Raw genomic sequence first — 16,391 nt, forward strand, 5'->3', positions numbered from 1 at the left:
TCCGACGGACGTGCCCGCACCGGAAGCCGGGTACTCACGTACGCGGATGCCCGGTCGGAGAGCCGATCGGCTCCGACCATGGCTTGGACTTCAAGCCTTGGCACCGCATCAGTGGCCGAGCGAGGGCCGCCGAGACCACGCCAGCCCGGCGCAGGTCCCGCGCAGGTCCCTCACGGGAATCCTCCCCGACGCCGCCGAGACCGCGCCCCGTCACCGGGCCGCGCGGACCGGCCGGCCGCAGGGACCGGCGCGGTTGTGCGTCCGCGCAGCTGTATTCAGGGCCGTCCAGGCCCGTACACAGCCGCGCGGCTGCCCGCCCGCCGCTCGCTCTCGGCCCCTCCACACGGAAGAGGCAGCACCCTGTCCACCACCGCAGAACCGACCAAGACCACCTTCCGGGACCTGGGGATCCTCCCGGAGACCGCCGAGGCCCTGGAGTCCGTCGGCATCGTCCACCCCTTCCCCATCCAGGAGATGACCCTCCCGGTCGCGCTGACCGGCCACGACGTCATCGGCCAGGCCAAGACCGGCACCGGCAAGACGCTCGGTTTCGGCCTCCCGCTGATCGAGCGCGTCGTCGTCCGCGCCGACGTCGACGCCGGCCGGGCCGCGGAGGAGCAGCTCTCCGAGTTCCCGCAGGCGCTGATCGTCGTCCCGACCCGCGAGCTCTGCACCCAGGTCACCAACGACCTGCAGACCGCCGGCAAGGTCCGCAACGTACGGGTGCTCGCCGTCTACGGCGGCCGGGCCTACGAGCCGCAGGTCGAGGCGCTGAACAAGGGCGTCGACATCGTCGTCGGCACCCCGGGCCGCCTGCTCGACCTGGCGGGCCAGAAGAAGCTGAACCTGTCGAAGGTCCGCTCGCTCGTCCTGGACGAGGCCGACGAGATGCTCGACCTGGGCTTCCTGCCGGACGTCGAGAAGATCCTCACCATGCTGCCGGCCAAGCGGCAGACCCTGCTGTTCTCGGCCACCATGCCTGGCCAGGTCATCAGCCTCGCCCGCCGGTACATGAGCCAGCCGACCCACATCCGGGCCACCGCTCCGGACGACACCGGCACCACCGTCGCCAACATCGAGCAGCACATCTTCCGTGCACACTCGCTGGACAAGGTGGAGATGGTCTCGCGCATCCTCCAGGCCGACGGCCGCGGGCTGTGCATGATCTTCTGCCGGACCAAGCGCACCGCCGCCGACGTCTCCGACCAGCTGACCCAGCGCGGCTTCGCGGCCGGCGCCGTCCACGGCGACCTCGGCCAGGGCGCGCGCGAGCAGGCGCTGCGGGCGTTCCGCAACGGCAAGGTCGACGTGCTGGTCTGCACCGACGTCGCGGCCCGCGGCATCGACGTCGAGGGCGTCACGCACGTCATCAACTACCAGTGCCCCGAGGACGAGAAGACCTACCTGCACCGGATCGGCCGCACCGGCCGGGCCGGCGCGTCCGGCACCGCCGTCACGCTGGTGGACTGGGACGACATCCCGCGCTGGCAGCTGATCAACAAGGCGCTGGACCTGCCGTTCAACGAGCCGGAGGAGACCTACTCCACCTCGCCGCACCTGTACGAGCTGCTGAAGATCGCCAAGGGCACCACCGGTGTGCTCCCGCGTTCCGAGCGCACCCGGGCCGGCCTGAACGCCGAGGAGGTCGAGGACCTCGGCGAGACCGGCGGGCGCGGTTCGCGTTCGGCCGGCGGCCGCGGCCGGAACGGCTCGCGGGGCGGCTCCGGCCGGTCCGACGCCGCCGCGACCACCGAGGAGAAGCCGGCCCGCCGGACCCGTGAGCGCCGTCGCACCCGCGGTGGCACCGCGGTCGCGGGCGACGCGGCCACCGCGCCCGTCGCCGAGGCCGTCGAGGCCGCCGCCGTCGAGGCTCCGGCCGTGCCGGCCGCCGAGGGCGCCGAGGGCGCGGCTACGCGCCGTCGCCGCCGCCGTCCGCGCAGCACCGCCGCGGGCGAGACCGCCGTCGCCGCGGTGGCCGAGGCTCCGGCCGCGGTCGCCGAGGAGACCGCGCCGACGGCCGCCCAGGCCGCCGACGCGCCCGCGGAGAAGCCGGCCGCCAAGCGCACCCGCAGCCGGGCCAAGGCGAAGGCCGAGCCGGCCTCCGAGGCCGCTGCCGCCCCGGAGGCCGGCGGCGACGCCCCGGCCGAGGCCCCGGCCCCGCGCCGCCGGACCCGGACCCGCCGTCCGGCCGCCGCGGCGCCCGAGGCCACGCCGGAGGGCTGACCGCCGACGCACCGCCCGGAGGGGGCGGTCCGGATCCCCGTCGGGGCCGGACCGCCCCCTCCGGCTTCGGCCGGCCGACCGCCCGGCCCCGGGGGTGTCCGCCCGGCTACCCTCGGGGGTTACCGGCCGGTCACCCCGGCCGCCGGCCGCACCGCAGGAGCCCCAGGAGATCCGCCCATGAGCACCCCGCCGTTCCTCACCCTCCCGCACTGCGCGCGCCCGTTGCGGCTGGCGACCGCGCGCGGGGAGTTCGCCGCGCTGCGGGCCGAGCCGGCCGGCGCGGTACGCGGGTCGGCGCTGCTGGTGCCCGGCTTCACCGGCAGCAAGGAGGACTTCATCGCGCTGCTGGAGCCCCTGGCGGCGGCCGGCTACCGGGTGACCGCGATCGACCAGCGCGGGCAGTACGAGACCGGCGGCTCGGACGACCCGGCGGAGTACGCCGTCGACGCGCTGGGTGCGGACGTCCGGGAGCTCTCCGCCGTTCTGCGGTCCGAGCGCGGGGGCGACGCCGGCCCGCTTCACCTGCTGGGCCACTCCTTCGGCGGCCAGGTGGTCCGCGAGGCCGTCCTCGCGGCCGCGACCGAGGGCCCGCTGCCCTGGCGGTCGCTGACCCTGATGTCCACCGGCCCGGGCGCGATCGACCCGGCGGAGGCGGAGCGGACCAAGCTGCTGCTGTCGGTGCTGCCGACGATGAGCCTGGAGGAGATCTGGCAGGTGCTCCAGCAGATGGAGGAGGGCTCCGGCGATCCGGCGCGCCGTCCGGCCCCCGAGGTGTCGGACTTCCTGCACCGCCGCTGGGTGGCCAACGTGCCGCAGGCGCTCGCCACCACCGGCGGGCACCTGGTCGCCGCGCCGGACCGGGTGGACGGGCTCGCGGCAGCGGCGACCGCGGCCGAACTGCCGGTCCTGGTGCTCTCCGGTGTCCGGGACTACGCCTGGCCGGTGCCGGAACAGACGGCGATGGCGGAGCGGCTGGGCGCCCGCCGCGTGGTGGTCGAGGACGCCGGCCACTCCCCCAACGCCGAGCAGCCCGCCGCCACCGCCGAGGCCCTGGCCGGATTCTGGGCCCAGGCGCCGGCCGGGGCCTAGCCACACGGCCTGCCGAAGGCCCGCCCCGCGGCGGCCCGCAGGGCAGGCCGCGGGACAATCCGCGGGACATAATTCGTTAGTTGCGGTAATATTTGATTCTGTCCGGGAACCATCGTCGCCATCGACGTCGGCGCGAATCCGCCGAAACCCGGATTTCACGGACGGGCAACGGCCCGGTAGCAGCACCACGCGACAGTGGTTCATGAGGGACCAGGCGTGCCCGGCAAGCAGGGGGAGCCCTTTTGCCGCAGCAGACCGTCGACCCCGTCGACCGTTCGACCCGACAGACCGAGAAAGGGCTGATACCGACTCAGCCACGACCGCCCCGTCCGACGGGGCCGGGAAAGGAGACGCCCATGCGCTTCGAGATCCTCCGCCTGGACGACGCCCACGGCACCGCCACCGACCGCCTGATCGCCGACGCCGAGACCGTCCGCGAACTGGTCCAGGCCGCGGCCAGCACCGGCGAACGCCTGCTCATCCGCCCGTGCCCGACCGTCTGACCCGGCGCGGCGCCCCCGCCCCTGAGACCTCACCCGCCGCCGAAGAGCCGGGACCGTCCGACTCCGACGTTCCGATACCCGACTGACGCCCCGTCGCCGCACCAGCGATGACGAGGCGTCAGTGCGTCCGGCTCCGCCGCCGCCCGGACGGGCCGACGTTTGCCGCCGCCCGCGGCTGGACATCCCCTACCGGGAGCCGCCCGTTTCGCGCCCACCCTGCGCGGGGCCGGGCGCCGCCACCGACAGGTGCCGCCGAGCCCTCCGTACGGGTGATCGTCCTTGACGCGGCGGTCCGGAGGGAGGAGCGTTGTCGGCTATGAGGGGCGAGCCAAGCTGCCCGAGGTGCGCCGGTCGGGTCCGCGCCCCCGGTCTGTTCTCAGACACCTGGCAGTGCGACCGGCACGGCGCCGTGCACCCGATGCAGCCGGTGCTGCCCCCGAGCGTGGAGGCGCTCGGCGTGGCCGTCGCCCGCTCGCAGGTCCCCGTCTGGCTGCCCTGGCCGCTCCCGGTCGGCTGGCTGTTCACCGGCATCGCGCACGTCGGCGACGACGTCTCGGGGGCCCGGGCCACCGCCGTCGCCTGCTCCGGCCCGGCGCCGCTCGGCGGCTTCGGGGAGCTCGTCCTGGTCGCGGAGGAGCTCGGCGTCGGCCTCGGCGCCCGGTACGCGGGGCTGGCCGGACCGGACCCGGGCGAGTCCGTCGCGCTCTACAAGCCTGCCGACGCCAAGCTGATGGCGGCCGGGCGGCCCACCCCGATGTTCCACGTCCCGGACGCCCCGGCCGACCGCGCGGTCTTCGTCGGCGAGGCCCGCGGGCTCTGGCTCTGGGCGGTGGCCTGGCCGGAGCAGTCGGCCCTGGTGATGTACGACGAGCTGGTCCTCACCGACCTGCGCGAGGCCGGTGCCGAGCTGGACCTGCTGCCCTGCGGGGCGCTCTCCCCCCGCCTGCTCGGCTGACCGCCGCACTATCCTGGGCGCCAGCCGACCCCAGGGAGCCCCGCCCGTGCGCATCGACCTGCACGCCCACAGCAACGCGTCCGACGGCACCGACAGCCCGGCCGAGCTGGTCGCGGCAGCGGTCGCCGCGGGCCTGGACGTCGTGGCGCTGACCGACCACGACACGGTGGCCGGGCACGCCGAGGCCGCCGAGGCCGTGCACGCGCTGCCCGCGGGCAGCCGGCTGACCCTTGTTCCGGGCGCCGAGCTGTCCTGCGTCGTCGAGGGCATCAGCATGCACCTGCTGGCCTACCTGTTCGACCCGGCCGAGCCGGCCTTCGCGCAGGAGCGCGAGCTGGTGCGCACCGACCGGTTCCGGCGCGGGCGGGCGATCGTCGAGCGGTGCCGGGACCTTGGCGCGGACGTCAGCTGGGAACAGGTCCAGCGGATCGCGGGCGCGGGCTCGGTGGGCCGTCCGCACATCGCCAGCGCGCTGGTCGAGGCCGGCGTGGTGGCCACCGTCTCGGACGCGTTCTCCCCGGAGTGGCTGGCCAACGGCGGTCGGGCGGACGTCCGCAAGCACGAGACCGACCCGGTCGAGGCGGTCCGGCTGGTCCGGGCGGCCGGCGGGGTGCCGGTCTTCGCCCACCCGGGCGCGGTCAAGCGCGGGCGCACCGTCCCCGACCAGGTGATCGCGGACCTCGCGGCGGCCGGTCTGGCGGCACTGGAGGTCGACCACACGGACCACGACGAGGCCGCCCGGGAGCACCTGCGCACGCTGGCCGGCGACCTCGGCCTGCTGGTCACCGGGTCCAGCGACTACCACGGCGCCCGCAAGACCGTCCGGCTCGGCGAGCACACCACCGATCCCGCCGTCTACGAGGCGCTGGTGGCCCAGGCGACCGGCGCGAAGCCCATCGGCGGCTGAGAGCGAGCCCGGCGACGGGCGCGAAGCCGCTGGTGCCCCGAGTGCGGCCCCGGCTCGTGCGCCGGGGTGCGGGAGCGTCCACCGTGGTGCGGCGCAGATGCGGCGCCGGGCCCGACTCCGGCCCCGGAGTCAAGGCGCCACCCGGCCGGGTTGACGCCGCATCGGCTGAGTCGCGGTCAGTCCAGCGGCACCGCACGGCGCTCCGGGTCGCGCAGGTCGGTCCCGTGCTTGAGCCAGCGCTCCTCCAGGGCGGCCGCCCCGTGCACCCGCTTCCAGCCGGCCTCGTTGGGGGTCATCGGCAGCAGGGGCAGGAAGCGGACCGGATCGGCCGGCTCGTCCAGCTCCAGATCGGGCACCAGGCCGCCCGGTTCGGCGGTCAGCACCGAGGTGAACGGCGCGCCCTCCCAGAGCGCGGAGCCGAGGTCGAGCGAGCCACCCGGGGCCACCACCAGGCCCTCCACCTGCGGCGTCGCGGCGAAGGTGGCCAGCGCGCGGAGCACGCCGTCGCGGCCCCCACGGACCGTCAGGACCAGTTCGGCACGCGGGCCACGGACCTGGTCGGCGACCGGCGAGGTCGGGTCGGCCATCGGGGCCGCGGACATCCCGAGCGTCGCGTAGCGGACCAGGCCCTCGGTGTCGGGGCCGAAGCGCAGCACCTCGATCCGGTCCGTCCCGAGGAAGGTGACCGCGGCGCGGCCGCTCGGTTCACCGAAGGTGGTCAGCAGCCGGGCCTCGACGGCGGCCAGCACCGCCTCCCGGGTAAGGCCGGAGGAATCGTGGCCGCCGGAGTGGCCGGACGTGCCCGAGGGGTCGCCGAAGAGCGGGAAGTCGTGCGCCATGCCGGTGAGCGTAACCCGGGCCACCCGCCGGGCCCGCACGGCCGCCGCCGGAACACCGCAGCGCCAATGGCCGGTCAGATGTTAGTGTGAGCGACTGGCCACCGGGGATCCTTCCACCGGGGCAGCGGCGCGAAGGAGGTGGTTGCGGTGGATACCAGCCGACCATGCAGTACCGGCAGCTCTACCCGGCCCGGACGCCTTCCCCGTACCCCTCGCCACGCAGGCTGAAACAGCACCCACGAGAGCTGTGATCGCCGCGTTCGCGGATCGCCGAGGCGGCGTCGGACCGGCCGGGAGAGCACCCCACCGGCGTCCGGTCGTTCCAGCGCGTGCCCCAGCAAGGCCGAGGACCGACCGCGGACGCCTTCCACACCGGTGTTCCTCCGCCGTCGCACCACGGCCTGCACCACCGCGCCGCCGTGCGGCGGCTCCTGCCCCAGGGAGCCTGCCATGTCGATGATCAACAGCCTGCGCGCCGCCGTCCGCACCAACCGCCGCCGCTCGGCGGCCGGCCTGTTCGACTCGATCAACCCCGGCGCGTCCACCTCTGCCGTGGTGGACTGCGCGGTGTACCAGCACGGCAAGCGCAGCGGCGACAGCTGCACCCCGCGCGAGGCCGTTCGCCGCGTCAAGGCCTCGCAGCAACTGCCCGACGGTGCAGGATCGTTCAGCTGGATCGGGCTGCACGAGCCGACCGAGGCCGAGTTCGAGGGCATCGCCCAGCGCTTCGGCCTGCACCCGCTGGCGGTCGAGGACGCGGTGCACGCGCACCAGCGGCCCAAGGTCGAGCGTTACGACGACGTGCTGTTCGCCGTCTTCAAGACGATCCGCTACGTCGAGCACGACCAGCTGACCCCGAACAGCGAGGTGGTGGAGACCGGTGAGCTGATGGTCTTCGCCGGGCGGGACTTCGTGATCACCGTCCGGCACGGCGGGCACAGCTCGCTGCAGGAGCTGCGGCACCGGCTGGAGGCCGACGCCGACGGCACCGGGCTGCTGGCCAAGGGCCCGTCCGCGGTGCTGCACGCGATCGCCGACCAGGTGGTGGACAACTACCTGCTGGTCGCCGACCGGCTGCAGACCGACGTGGACGAGATCGAGTTCGACGTCTTCTCCAACCGCGGCGGCCGGGGCACCGACGTCGGACGGGTCTACCAGCTCAAGCGCGAGGTGCTGGAGTTCAAGCGGGCGGTGACGCCGCTGCTGCGGCCCATGCAGCAGCTCTCCGAGCCGCTGCAGCGGCTGGTCGACCCGGACATCCAGAAGTACTTCCGGGACGTCGCCGACCACCTCGCCCGGGTCACCGAGCAGGTGCACGGCTTCGACGAGCTGCTGAACTCGCTGCTCCAGGCCAACCTGGCGCAGGTCTCGGTGGCGCAGAACGAGGACATGCGCAAGATCACCGCCTGGGCGGCGATCTTCGCCGTGCCCACCATGATCACCGGCGTCTACGGGATGAACTTCGAGTACATGCCGGAGCTCCACCACAAGTACGGCTACCCGATGGTGCTCGGCAGCGTCGTCCTGATCTGCGTCGGGATGTACCGCGGGTTCCGCCGCAACGGCTGGCTGTAGCGCCCCTCCCGGCCGCTACCGGCGGCCGCCTCGCGCCACCAGGACCAGCCCGAGGAGGATCAGCAGCACGGCCGGGTAGGCCGCCGCCGGCGGCCACTGGCCGAGCCAGAGCGCCGCGATCAGCGCGGCGCCCGGGGTCTCCAGCAGGATGGCGGTCGAGGTGACGGACGGGCCGAGGGTGCGCACCACCCGGTTGCTCAGCGAGTGGCCGAGCAGCTGGGCCGTGACCATGAGCAGCGCGATCTGCCACCAGACGCCGGCCGGCCAGCCGCCCATCGGCGTCCCGGCGACCAGGCAGACCGCCAGCAGCACCACCGCCGTGGTCGCGTAGCAGACCAGGGTGTACGCGGTGGTGCTGACCGTCTTGCGGACCTCGGCGCCGATCAGCATGTAACCGGCCGCCGCGAGGCCGGCGCCGAGCGCCAGTGCGTCCCCCAGCAGGGCGCGCGGCGACAGCGACAGGTCGACCCCGGTGAGCACCAGCACGCCCGCGAACGCCACCGCCGTCCCGATCCAGACCGCCCGGGGCGCCCGGACGCCGAACAGCCGCATCAGCAGGATGGTCCAGAGCGGGGTGGTGGTGACCAGCGCGGTCGCCGACGCCACCGAGGTCATCCGCAGGCTCGGCATCCAGAGCGCGAAGTGGACGGCCAGCAGCGCGCCGGCCGCCGCCGCCAGCAGCAGCTGCCGGCGGCCGATCCCGCGCAGCTCGGCGCGGTGGCGCAGCAGCGCGTACGGGCCGAGCACGCCGACCGACATGACGTTGCGCCAGAACGCGATCGCCAGGGCGGGTGCGGCGGTGGCGCTGATCAGCGGCGCCGACAGCGAGATGCCGGAGACCGAGACGGCGAGCAGCAACAGGTCGATCCTGGGGAGCGGCCGCGCCGGGGCCGCCGGGTCGGCGGGGCGGGGTGCGGTGCTGGCGGACGCTGCGGTCGCGGGCCGGGCGGCGGGCACGGAGCTCCTCCGGTTCGTGGTGATGCGGCCGGGCGGCCGGTGGTCGGCCTCCTAAGGTAAGGCCCGTGCGGCCATCACGGAACTGTCGCCCGGCGGATGAGACACCCCGTGGACGCCGCAAGCCGTACGCTGTGCGCCATGGACCGCACGCCTGCCGCCGCCGCGAACGCCGACGAATTCCTCGACCGGGCCCTGCTGGAGGAGGCCGCGAAGAAGTCCGGCCTGCTCTGGGTCCGCGCGGACGGCGAGGAGCACAGCCGGGCGCTCTGGCACGCCTGGCACGACGGCGCGGTGGTGGTGGTCGGCGACGGCGGCGAGCAGCCGCTGCACGGGCTGACCGGCGGGGGTGGTGCGCTGGTGACCGTCCGCAGCAAGGACAAGGGCGGCCGGCTGACCGGCTGGCCGGCCCGGGTGCGCGTGCTGGAGCCGGGGAGCGAGGCCTGGCGGGGCGCCGTCGAGGAGCTCAAGGGCAAGCGGCTGAACGCACCGGACACCGACACCATCACCGACCGCTGGGCCCGGGAGTGCCGGGTGCTCCGGCTGGAGCCGGTCGCCGGGCTGACCGAGCGCCCCGGGGAGATGCCGGACGCCTCGCACGCCGCCGTCCCGATGCCCACTCCCGCGACCACCCGGATGCCGATCCCGGCCGGCCTGCCCAAGCTGCTGCTCAAGCGCCGCCGCGGCTGAGCCGGCCACTGCTCGTCCGCCGGACCCGCCCGCCGGACCGCCCCCCGGGCTCGCCGGGCCGAGCCCGGGGAGCCCGGGTAGATTGACCGCGGGGCGCTGCCTCGCGCCCCCTCAGCGCGTCGAGCGAGTCGAGGGAGTCCATGGCAGGGCCAGGCAGCCGGGTCTTCATCTCGCACCTCTCCGGCATCGCCGTGTTCGACCCGAACGGCGACCAGGTCGGCCGGGTCCGCGACGTCGTCGTCACGCTTCGCCTGGGCGGGCGGCCGCCCCGGGTGCTCGGGCTGGTGGTCGAGGTGATCGGCCGGCGCCGGATCTTCCTGCCGATGACCAGGGTCACCAGCCTGGAGACCGGCCAGGTGCTCACCACCGGCGTCATCAACATGCGCCGGTTCGAGCAGCGCTCCTCCGAGACCCTCGTCCTCGGCGAGCTGCTGGACCGCACCGTCACCTGGAGCAAGACGGGCCAGGAGGTCACCGTCCTGGACGTGGCCATGGTGCAGACCCGGCTGCGCGAGTGGGAGATCGGCAAGGTCTTCGTGCAGGTCGGCCGGGTCGGCCGGCTGCGCAAGGCCCGGGGCGAGACGCTCACCGTGGAGTGGCGGGACGTCACCGGTTTCGCCCTGCCGGAGGAGGGCCAGGGCGCCGCCAACCTGCTCGCCACCTTCGAGCAGCTGCGCGCCGCCGACCTCGCCAACGTCATGCACCACCTCTCCGCCAAGCGCCGCGCGGAGGTCGCCGCAGCGCTGGACGACGAGCGTCTGGCCGACGTCCTGGAGGAGCTGCCCGAGGACGACCAGGTCGAGATCATCGGCAAGCTGAAGGACGAGCGGGCCGCCGACGTCCTGGAGGCGATGGACCCCGACGACGCCGCCGACCTGCTCTCCGAGCTGCCCGGCGACGAGGCCGAGCGGCTGCTCCAGCTGATGGAGCCGGACGAGGCCGAACCGGTCCGCCGGCTGCTGAAGTACGAGGAGAACACCGCCGGCGGCCTGATGACGACCGAGCCGATCGTGCTGGAGCCGGACGCCACGGTGGCCGAGGCACTGGCCCGGGTGCGGATCTCCGACAACAAGCCGGCGCTGGCCGCGCAGGTCTTCGTCTGCCGCCCGCCGAACGAGACCCCGACCGGCAAGTACCTGGGCACCGTGCACTTCCAGCGGCTGCTGCGGGAGCCGCCGTACACCCTGGTCGGCTCGCTGGTCGACGACGACCTCGACCCGCTGCCGCCGAACACCCCGCTGCCGCTGATCACCAGCTACCTGGCGACCTACAACATGGTCGCCGCCCCCGTCGTGGACGAGGCCGACCACCTGGTCGGCGCGGTCACCGTCGACGACGTGCTCGACCACCTGCTGCCCGACGACTGGCGCGAGGCCGCCCTGCACGGGCTCTCCGAGGAGAGGGAGACCGCCGGTGGACGCTGACCGCAAGGGCCGCCGCGACGACAGCCTCCGCCAGCGGCTGCACGGCGAACTCCGGGAGCTGCGGCAGCTGCGCGAGCTGCGCTCGCGCGAGGGCGTCCGCGAACGGCGCTCCGAGCCGTCCTCCGGCGGGCCCGGCCGGTCCCGGCTGGACCAGCCGCGTACCACCCGGCCCGGCCTGATCACGCTGCCCACCTACGACCCGGAGGCCTTCGGCCAGCTCTCCGAACGGATCGCGCGCTTCCTCGGCACCGGGCGGTTCATCGTCTGGATGACGGTGGTGGTCATCGTCTGGGTGGGGTGGAACACCCTGCTGCCGGACGCCGTCCGCTTCGACGACTACCCGTTCATCTTCCTCACCCTGATGCTCTCGCTGCAGGCGTCGTACGCGGCGCCGCTGATCCTGCTGGCGCAGAACCGCCAGGACAACCGGGACCGCGTCAACATGGAGCAGGACCGCGCCCGCAGCGACCGGAACATCGCCGACACCGAGTACCTGACCCGCGAGGTCGCTGCACTGCGGCAGGGCCTCGGCGAGGTCGCCACCCGGGACTTCATCCGCTCCGAACTCCAGTCACTGCTCAAGGAGATCGACGACCGCCGGGAGTCCTCCGAGTTGCTGTGACCGGCAGCACGCTACCGACCGGTTAAGCGGTCCGTCCGGCGCCGTACCATCAAGGCATGGCCAACGAGACAGAGGTTGCGGCCGGCGTCACGGAGGAGTCCGTACGCCAGGCGCTGGCGACCGTCAACGACCCGGAGATCAACCGCCCGATCACCGAGATCGGCATGGTGAAATCGGTCGAGATCGCCGAGGACGGCGCGGTGCGCGTCGCGGTCTACCTGACCGTCTCCGGCTGCCCGATGCGCGACACCATCGTCACCCGGGTCCGTGAGGCGGTCGGCCGGGTGCCGGGCGTGACCGGGGTCGAGGTGGAGCTCGACGTGATGAGCGACGAGCAGCGCAAGGAGCTCTCCCAGCTGCTGCGCGGCGGCGCCCCCGAGCGGGAGATCCCGTTCGCCAAGCCCGGCACGCTGACCCGCGTCTACGCGGTCGCCTCCGGCAAGGGCGGCGTCGGCAAGTCCTCGGTGACGGTGAACCTGGCGGCCGCGATGGCCGCGGACGGCCTGAAGGTGGCCGTGGTGGACGCCGACATCTACGGCCACAGCGTGCCGCGGATGCTGGGCGTCGAGGGCCGGCCCACCCAGGTCCAGGACATGATCATGCCGCCGCAGGCGAACGGCGTGAAGGTCATCTCGATCGGCATGTTCACCCCGGGCAACGCCCCGGTGGTCTGGCGCGGCCCGATGCTGCACCGCGCGCTGCAGCAGTTCCTGGCCGACGTCTGGTGGGGCGACCTGGACGTCCTGCTGCTGGACCTGCCCCCCGGCACCGGCGACATCGCGATCTCGGTCGCCCAGCTGATCCCGAACGCGGAGATCCTGATCGTCACCACCCCGCAGATGGCCGCCGCCGAGGTGGCCGAGCGGGCCGGCACCATCGCGGTGCAGACCCACCAGAAGATCGTCGGCGTGATCGAGAACATGTCCGGCATGCCCTGCCCGCACTGCGACGAGATGATCGACGTGTTCGGCACCGGCGGCGGCCAGACCGTCGCGGACGCGCTCACCCGGACCGTCGGCGCCACCGTGCCGGTGCTCGGCTCGATCCCGATCGACGTCCGCCTGCGCGAGGGCGGCGACGACGGCCGACCGGTCGTGCTCGCCGCTCCCGACTCCCCGGCCGGCGCCGCCCTGCGCGCCGTCGCCGGCAAGCTGGGCGGCCGCCAGCGCGGCCTCTCCGGCCTCTCGCTGGGGCTCACCCCGAAGAACAAGTTCTGAAGACGGTGGAAGGGGCCGGAAGCGTCCGGCCCCTTCCGGCTGTCCGGGGGCGGCCCCGGCGGCGTGCGCGCGGCAGGACCGGCCGGACGGGGCCTACGGGCGCGTGTAGGCGGTGAGGTCGGGGACGGTGGCGAAGCCGGTGCCGTAGGCGCTGACGCCGCGGCCGAAGGCGCCGAGCAGGACGCCCGGGGCCTCGCCGGCGAGTACCCAGCCGTACTCGGACTCGCGGTAGCGGAAGGGCTGCGGCAGTCCGTTCACCGGCAGGCTGAGGGTGGACCAGCCCGGGCCGGCCAGGTCGTCCGCGAGGTCCCAGGCGAGGGAGCTCTGCTGGTCCAGCCAGTCCTGGCGCAGCGCGCGGTCCAGCTGGCCCGGCCAGGTCGCGGCGAGCAGGCCGGATCCGGCCAGCCAGGCCGCGGAGGAGGCGGAGGTCGCCTCCAGGGTGCCGGTGTTGTCGGCGCTGCGGCGGCTGTCCCGGCGGGCGACCGTGACGACCACGGCGAACTTCCGCGTGTCGCGCGGCTCGTACTGTCTGGCCGGCTCCTCGCCGTGGCCCAGCGTGCCGTAGTCGACGCTGCCGGACGCCCCGGCGCGCGGGCCGCCGGCGCCGGCCTGCATCAGGTAGCGGCGGCCGGTCCAGCCGTCGTCCAGGCCGTACCAGGGGAAGTCCGCGGTCAGGTAGGGCACCAGCGGGTCCGCCGGACCGGCCTGGCCGCCGACCACCCGGCCTCCGGCCGTCGCCGTCCCCACCCCATGACTCGTCGCGTCCATCCCCGGGCCTCCTCAACGCACGTATCCTGCCGCGGCGAGCTCCCATGGTGGCGTACCGCGGCGTTCCCGGCGGCGTCTTCGGTCCGGAACGGGCCGGAAGTGACTGACGGCACAGCGGGAACAATCAGCACAATAGCGGCGCACACGCCACCGCCCCGCTCAGCCGTGCGGCCGAGCGGGGCGGTGCGTCGCCGCGGACTACGTCGCGTCGGGGTCGAACGGGGGGCGCTCACCCGGGCCGAGCGGGGCCCCGGCGCCGGCCGCCGCCGGGGCGGGGACGGTGGACTTGTCCATGCTGACCGTTCCGGCGCGGCCGTGGCCGTTCACCGTCGGGGCCGGCTTGTCGTCCAGCACCGAGCGGATGTCCAGGCCCTCCCGCATCTCCTTGAGGCCCAGCGGGTCCTCGTTGTCGCCCATGAGCTGCTTGCGGACGAAGGTCTTGGGGTGGAGGTCCTCGAACTCGAAGTCCTTGAACTCGGGGCCCAGCTCGCTGCGGATGTCCTCCTTCGCGTTGTCGGCGAAGGACCGGATCTTCCGGATGAAGCCCATGGTGTCCTGGATCAGCTTCGGCAGCTTGTCCGGACCGAAGATCACGATGGCCATGATGACCAGGGTCAGGATCTCCAGTGAGCCTACGTCGCTGAACAACTAAGCTCCCTAAGCTCGTCGGGCAACAGTTCCTACCAGCGTAATGGCCACCGGCGGGTCAGCGGCCCACACTGTGATGAAGCCGTGGTGAAGACCCGCCGATGGCCGCGCCCTGGGAGCCCGGGTGCGCTAACGGTTCTCGTAGTGCAGCCCGGCGAGGCCGGAGCTGGGGGTGCGCTCCGGCAGCACGTACGGCGGCGTCGCCTCGCGGTTGGCCGACACCGGGCGGACCGGGAGGTCCACCGGCACCTTCGCGATCATCGGGACCGGCCCGCCGCCACTGCGGCCGGTTTCACCGACCGGGCTCACCGAGGTGCCGCCGTGCTGGTCCTCGCTCTGCGTGGTGAGGCCGCCCACCCCGCCGAGCGTCACCGCGGCCACCGAGAAGGCCCCGGCGGCGGCGAAGACGAACCGGCGGCCGCGCGGCGGCGCCGGCCGCAGCACCGCGGAACCGGCGGAGGCCGCCGCGGCCTGGGGCCGCGCCGACTGCTCCGGGCGGACGGACTGCTCGGGGCGCGCGGCGCGCCGCCCCATCAGCGGACGCAGCACGGAGCCGCCGCGCCCGAAGGCACGCGGGTCGACCCCCGGCACCGGCGCCTCGGCGCCGAGCGCGCCGCCGCCGAAGGAGGCGCCCGCGCCGCGGCCGAAGGAGCCGCCGTTCAGTCGGCTGCCGCCGAGCGTGCCTCCGCCGGCCTCCGGCCGGGGGGAGCCCCAGGCGGCCGGGAGGCCGCCGCCGGGCAGGTCGTCGTCGTCACGGCGGGGCCGGTCGGCGGCCCCCGAACGGTCGTCCTCCTCCAGGGCGCCGACGGCCATCAGCCGGGCCATCAGCGCCGAGGACGGGCCGGGCGTGTCGGTCCGGGTCAGCAGGTGCTTGACGGCGCGGCCCTCGTCGGCCTCAGCGAGGCACTGCGGACAGGTGGCCAGGTGCGCCTGGACGCGGTCGCGCGAGTCGTGGCCGAGCTCGCCGTCGACGAAGGCGGAGAGCCGCTCACCGAGGTGGTGCTCCTCGGCGGGCTCGGCGGGCCGTACGGCGACCGCGCGCAGCGCGGGCGTGCCCGGCGGCGTGTCGGCGGGCGGTACGGGCGTCTCGGGTCCGTCCTGGTTGCGGCGGCCCAGCTGGGCCCAGCCGCTCCGGCGGGTGGCGGCCCGGCCGCCCGCCTCCGGCCCGCCCGGCCCCGATCGGCCGGTTCCGCTCACGATCGCCTCCGTCCGCGCCCGCCCGGGGAGCCCGGGGCCTCCCCGACCACGGCGCCGACCGGCACCGGCTCGGCGGAGCCGCCCCGGCGCTCGCGGCCGGGGGCCGCGCCGGGGGCCCGGTGCTTGAGCGCAGCGCGCAGGTGCGAACGGCCGCGGTGGATCCGGCTGCGGACGGTGCCGAGCTTGACGCCGAGCGTGGCGGCGATCTCCTCGTAGGAGAGGCCCTCGATGTCGCAGAGCACCACGGCGGCCCGGAACTCGGGGGCAAGGGTGTCCAGCGCCTGCTGGACGTCGGCGTCGAAGTGGGTGTCGCTGAAGTGCTGGGCCGGGCTGGGCTCGCGGCTGGCCAGGCGCTCGGCCGCGTCCTCGCCGAGCGCGTCGAAGCGGATGCGCTGGCGTCGGCGGACCATGTCCAGGAAGAGGTTGGTGGTGATCCGGTGCAGCCAGCCCTCGAACGTGCCGGGGGTGTAGGTCGACAGCGAGCGGAACACCCGGACGAAGACCTCCTGGGTGAGGTCCTCGGCGTCGTGCTGGTTGCCCGTCAGGCGGTAGGCCAGGCGGTAGACGCGGGCGCTGTGAGCCTCGACGATCTCCTCCCAGGTGGGCGGAGTCCAGGTCTGCGCGTCGGGGCCCTCGGCGAAGCTCACGAGAGCGGCGGGGGCCTCGGCGGTACCGGCGGTCGGCGTCTCGGCGGCCGGCAGGTCCAGGGGGGAGTGCGCAGGCTGGTTCATCACGGGCTTCGGCGTACGGGCCGACGCGGTGCCGCGGGGATGCCGCCGC

Annotated in this window: 16 protein-coding genes; 10 read left to right on the forward strand and 6 right to left on the reverse strand. The window is 74.6% G+C overall.

All coding sequences use genetic code 11. The features are described from left to right. Positions 1–255 precede the first annotated feature (255 nt). The 5 genes from ACF9IK_RS13665 (at position 256) to ACF9IK_RS13685 (ending at position 5,677) form a co-directional block, all read left to right on the forward strand. On the forward strand, positions 256–2,223 hold the full coding sequence (locus ACF9IK_RS13665; RefSeq protein WP_428846368.1) for a DEAD/DEAH box helicase: 1,968 nt from the start codon (positions 256–258) through the stop codon (positions 2,221–2,223). 177 nt (positions 2,224–2,400) lie between these two features. Next, a complete protein-coding gene (locus ACF9IK_RS13670; RefSeq protein WP_395294486.1) occupies positions 2,401–3,312 on the forward strand; it encodes an alpha/beta fold hydrolase in 912 nt (303 codons plus the stop codon). A 356-nt stretch (positions 3,313–3,668) separates the two neighbouring features. Then, positions 3,669–3,815, forward strand: coding sequence for a hypothetical protein (locus ACF9IK_RS13675; RefSeq protein WP_238950056.1), 147 nt, complete (start codon positions 3,669–3,671; stop codon positions 3,813–3,815). 316 nt (positions 3,816–4,131) lie between these two features. After that, positions 4,132–4,770, forward strand: coding sequence for a DUF6758 family protein (locus ACF9IK_RS13680; protein WP_238950043.1), 639 nt, complete (start codon positions 4,132–4,134; stop codon positions 4,768–4,770). 46 nt (positions 4,771–4,816) lie between these two features. Next, positions 4,817–5,677 (forward strand): PHP domain-containing protein, encoded by an 861-nt coding sequence (locus ACF9IK_RS13685; protein ID WP_395294487.1) that lies wholly within the window; start codon positions 4,817–4,819, stop codon positions 5,675–5,677. 176 nt (positions 5,678–5,853) lie between these two features. On the opposite strand, the gene ACF9IK_RS13690 is transcribed toward ACF9IK_RS13685, so the two are convergent. Next, complete coding sequence (locus tag ACF9IK_RS13690) at positions 5,854–6,516, reverse strand: suppressor of fused domain protein (protein ID WP_395294488.1); 663 nt, start codon at positions 6,514–6,516, stop codon at positions 5,854–5,856. Between the two features lie 450 nt (positions 6,517–6,966). Here ACF9IK_RS13690 and corA point away from each other — a divergent pair, with 450 nt between their 5' ends. Next, positions 6,967–8,091: a magnesium/cobalt transporter CorA gene (gene corA, locus ACF9IK_RS13695; protein WP_395294489.1), complete on the forward strand. Its 1,125-nt coding sequence runs from the start codon at positions 6,967–6,969 to the stop codon at positions 8,089–8,091. A gap of 15 nt (positions 8,092–8,106) precedes the next feature. On the opposite strand, the gene ACF9IK_RS13700 is transcribed toward corA, so the two are convergent. Continuing rightward, positions 8,107–9,048 (reverse strand): DMT family transporter, encoded by a 942-nt coding sequence (locus ACF9IK_RS13700; RefSeq protein WP_395294490.1) that lies wholly within the window; start codon positions 9,046–9,048, stop codon positions 8,107–8,109. 138 nt (positions 9,049–9,186) lie between these two features. On the opposite strand from ACF9IK_RS13700, the gene ACF9IK_RS13705 reads away from it, so the two are divergent. The 4 genes from ACF9IK_RS13705 to ACF9IK_RS13720 all read left to right on the forward strand — a co-directional run bounded on the left by ACF9IK_RS13705 (position 9,187) and on the right by ACF9IK_RS13720 (position 12,998). Then, positions 9,187–9,735, forward strand: coding sequence for a hypothetical protein (locus ACF9IK_RS13705; RefSeq protein ID WP_395294491.1), 549 nt, complete (start codon positions 9,187–9,189; stop codon positions 9,733–9,735). 140 nt (positions 9,736–9,875) lie between these two features. Further along, positions 9,876–11,159: a magnesium transporter MgtE N-terminal domain-containing protein gene (locus ACF9IK_RS13710; protein ID WP_395294492.1), complete on the forward strand. Its 1,284-nt coding sequence runs from the start codon at positions 9,876–9,878 to the stop codon at positions 11,157–11,159. Beyond that, entirely contained in the window at positions 11,149–11,781 is a 633-nt protein-coding gene (locus tag ACF9IK_RS13715) for a DUF1003 domain-containing protein (protein WP_395294493.1), read from the forward strand. Before ACF9IK_RS13710 ends, ACF9IK_RS13715 begins: the two co-directional genes overlap by 11 nt. Positions 11,782–11,837: 56 nt before the next feature. Beyond that, entirely contained in the window at positions 11,838–12,998 is a 1,161-nt protein-coding gene (locus ACF9IK_RS13720; protein ID WP_395294494.1) for an Mrp/NBP35 family ATP-binding protein, read from the forward strand. Between the two features lie 93 nt (positions 12,999–13,091). Here the strand turns inward: ACF9IK_RS13720 and ACF9IK_RS13725 are convergent, their stop codons facing one another. The 4 genes from ACF9IK_RS13725 to sigE form a co-directional block, all read right to left on the reverse strand. After that, a complete protein-coding gene (locus ACF9IK_RS13725) occupies positions 13,092–13,766 on the reverse strand; it encodes a hypothetical protein (protein WP_395294495.1) in 675 nt (224 codons plus the stop codon). Positions 13,767–13,964: 198 nt separating this feature from the next. Further along, positions 13,965–14,414, reverse strand: coding sequence for a sec-independent translocase (locus tag ACF9IK_RS13730; RefSeq protein WP_395294496.1), 450 nt, complete (start codon positions 14,412–14,414; stop codon positions 13,965–13,967). A gap of 129 nt (positions 14,415–14,543) precedes the next feature. Further along, the gene (locus tag ACF9IK_RS13735; protein ID WP_395294497.1) at positions 14,544–15,611 is read right to left on the reverse strand and encodes an anti-sigma factor family protein; all 1,068 of its coding nucleotides are present in this window, start codon (positions 15,609–15,611) and stop codon (positions 14,544–14,546) included. Then, positions 15,608–16,342, reverse strand: coding sequence for an RNA polymerase sigma factor SigE (sigE, locus tag ACF9IK_RS13740; protein ID WP_395298566.1), 735 nt, complete (start codon positions 16,340–16,342; stop codon positions 15,608–15,610). Before sigE ends, ACF9IK_RS13735 begins: the two co-directional genes overlap by 4 nt. Between the last annotated feature and the right edge of the window lie 49 nt (positions 16,343–16,391).

It is taken from the genome of Kitasatospora hibisci, assembly GCF_043950205.1.
In the GTDB taxonomy this organism is placed as follows: Bacteria; Actinomycetota; Actinomycetes; order Streptomycetales; family Streptomycetaceae; genus Kitasatospora; species Kitasatospora hibisci.

What these genes read in the sequence shown, in the direction of transcription:
- ACF9IK_RS13670 (WP_395294486.1), top strand. Translation starts at nt 2,401, where the DNA reads ATGAGCACCCCGCCGTTCCTCACCCTCCCGCACTGCGCGCGCCCGTTG.
- ACF9IK_RS13675 (WP_238950056.1), top strand. Translation starts at nt 3,669, where the DNA reads ATGCGCTTCGAGATCCTCCGCCTGGACGACGCCCACGGCACCGCCACC.
- ACF9IK_RS13680 (WP_238950043.1), top strand. Translation starts at nt 4,132, where the DNA reads ATGAGGGGCGAGCCAAGCTGCCCGAGGTGCGCCGGTCGGGTCCGCGCC.
- ACF9IK_RS13690 (WP_395294488.1), bottom strand. Translation starts at nt 6,516, where the DNA reads ATGGCGCACGACTTCCCGCTCTTCGGCGACCCCTCGGGCACGTCCGGC.
- corA (WP_395294489.1), top strand. Translation starts at nt 6,967, where the DNA reads ATGTCGATGATCAACAGCCTGCGCGCCGCCGTCCGCACCAACCGCCGC.
- ACF9IK_RS13705 (WP_395294491.1), top strand. Translation starts at nt 9,187, where the DNA reads ATGGACCGCACGCCTGCCGCCGCCGCGAACGCCGACGAATTCCTCGAC.
- ACF9IK_RS13710 (WP_395294492.1), top strand. Translation starts at nt 9,876, where the DNA reads ATGGCAGGGCCAGGCAGCCGGGTCTTCATCTCGCACCTCTCCGGCATC.
- ACF9IK_RS13720 (WP_395294494.1), top strand. Translation starts at nt 11,838, where the DNA reads ATGGCCAACGAGACAGAGGTTGCGGCCGGCGTCACGGAGGAGTCCGTA.
- ACF9IK_RS13725 (WP_395294495.1), bottom strand. Translation starts at nt 13,766, where the DNA reads ATGGACGCGACGAGTCATGGGGTGGGGACGGCGACGGCCGGAGGCCGG.
- sigE (WP_395298566.1), bottom strand. Translation starts at nt 16,342, where the DNA reads ATGAACCAGCCTGCGCACTCCCCCCTGGACCTGCCGGCCGCCGAGACG.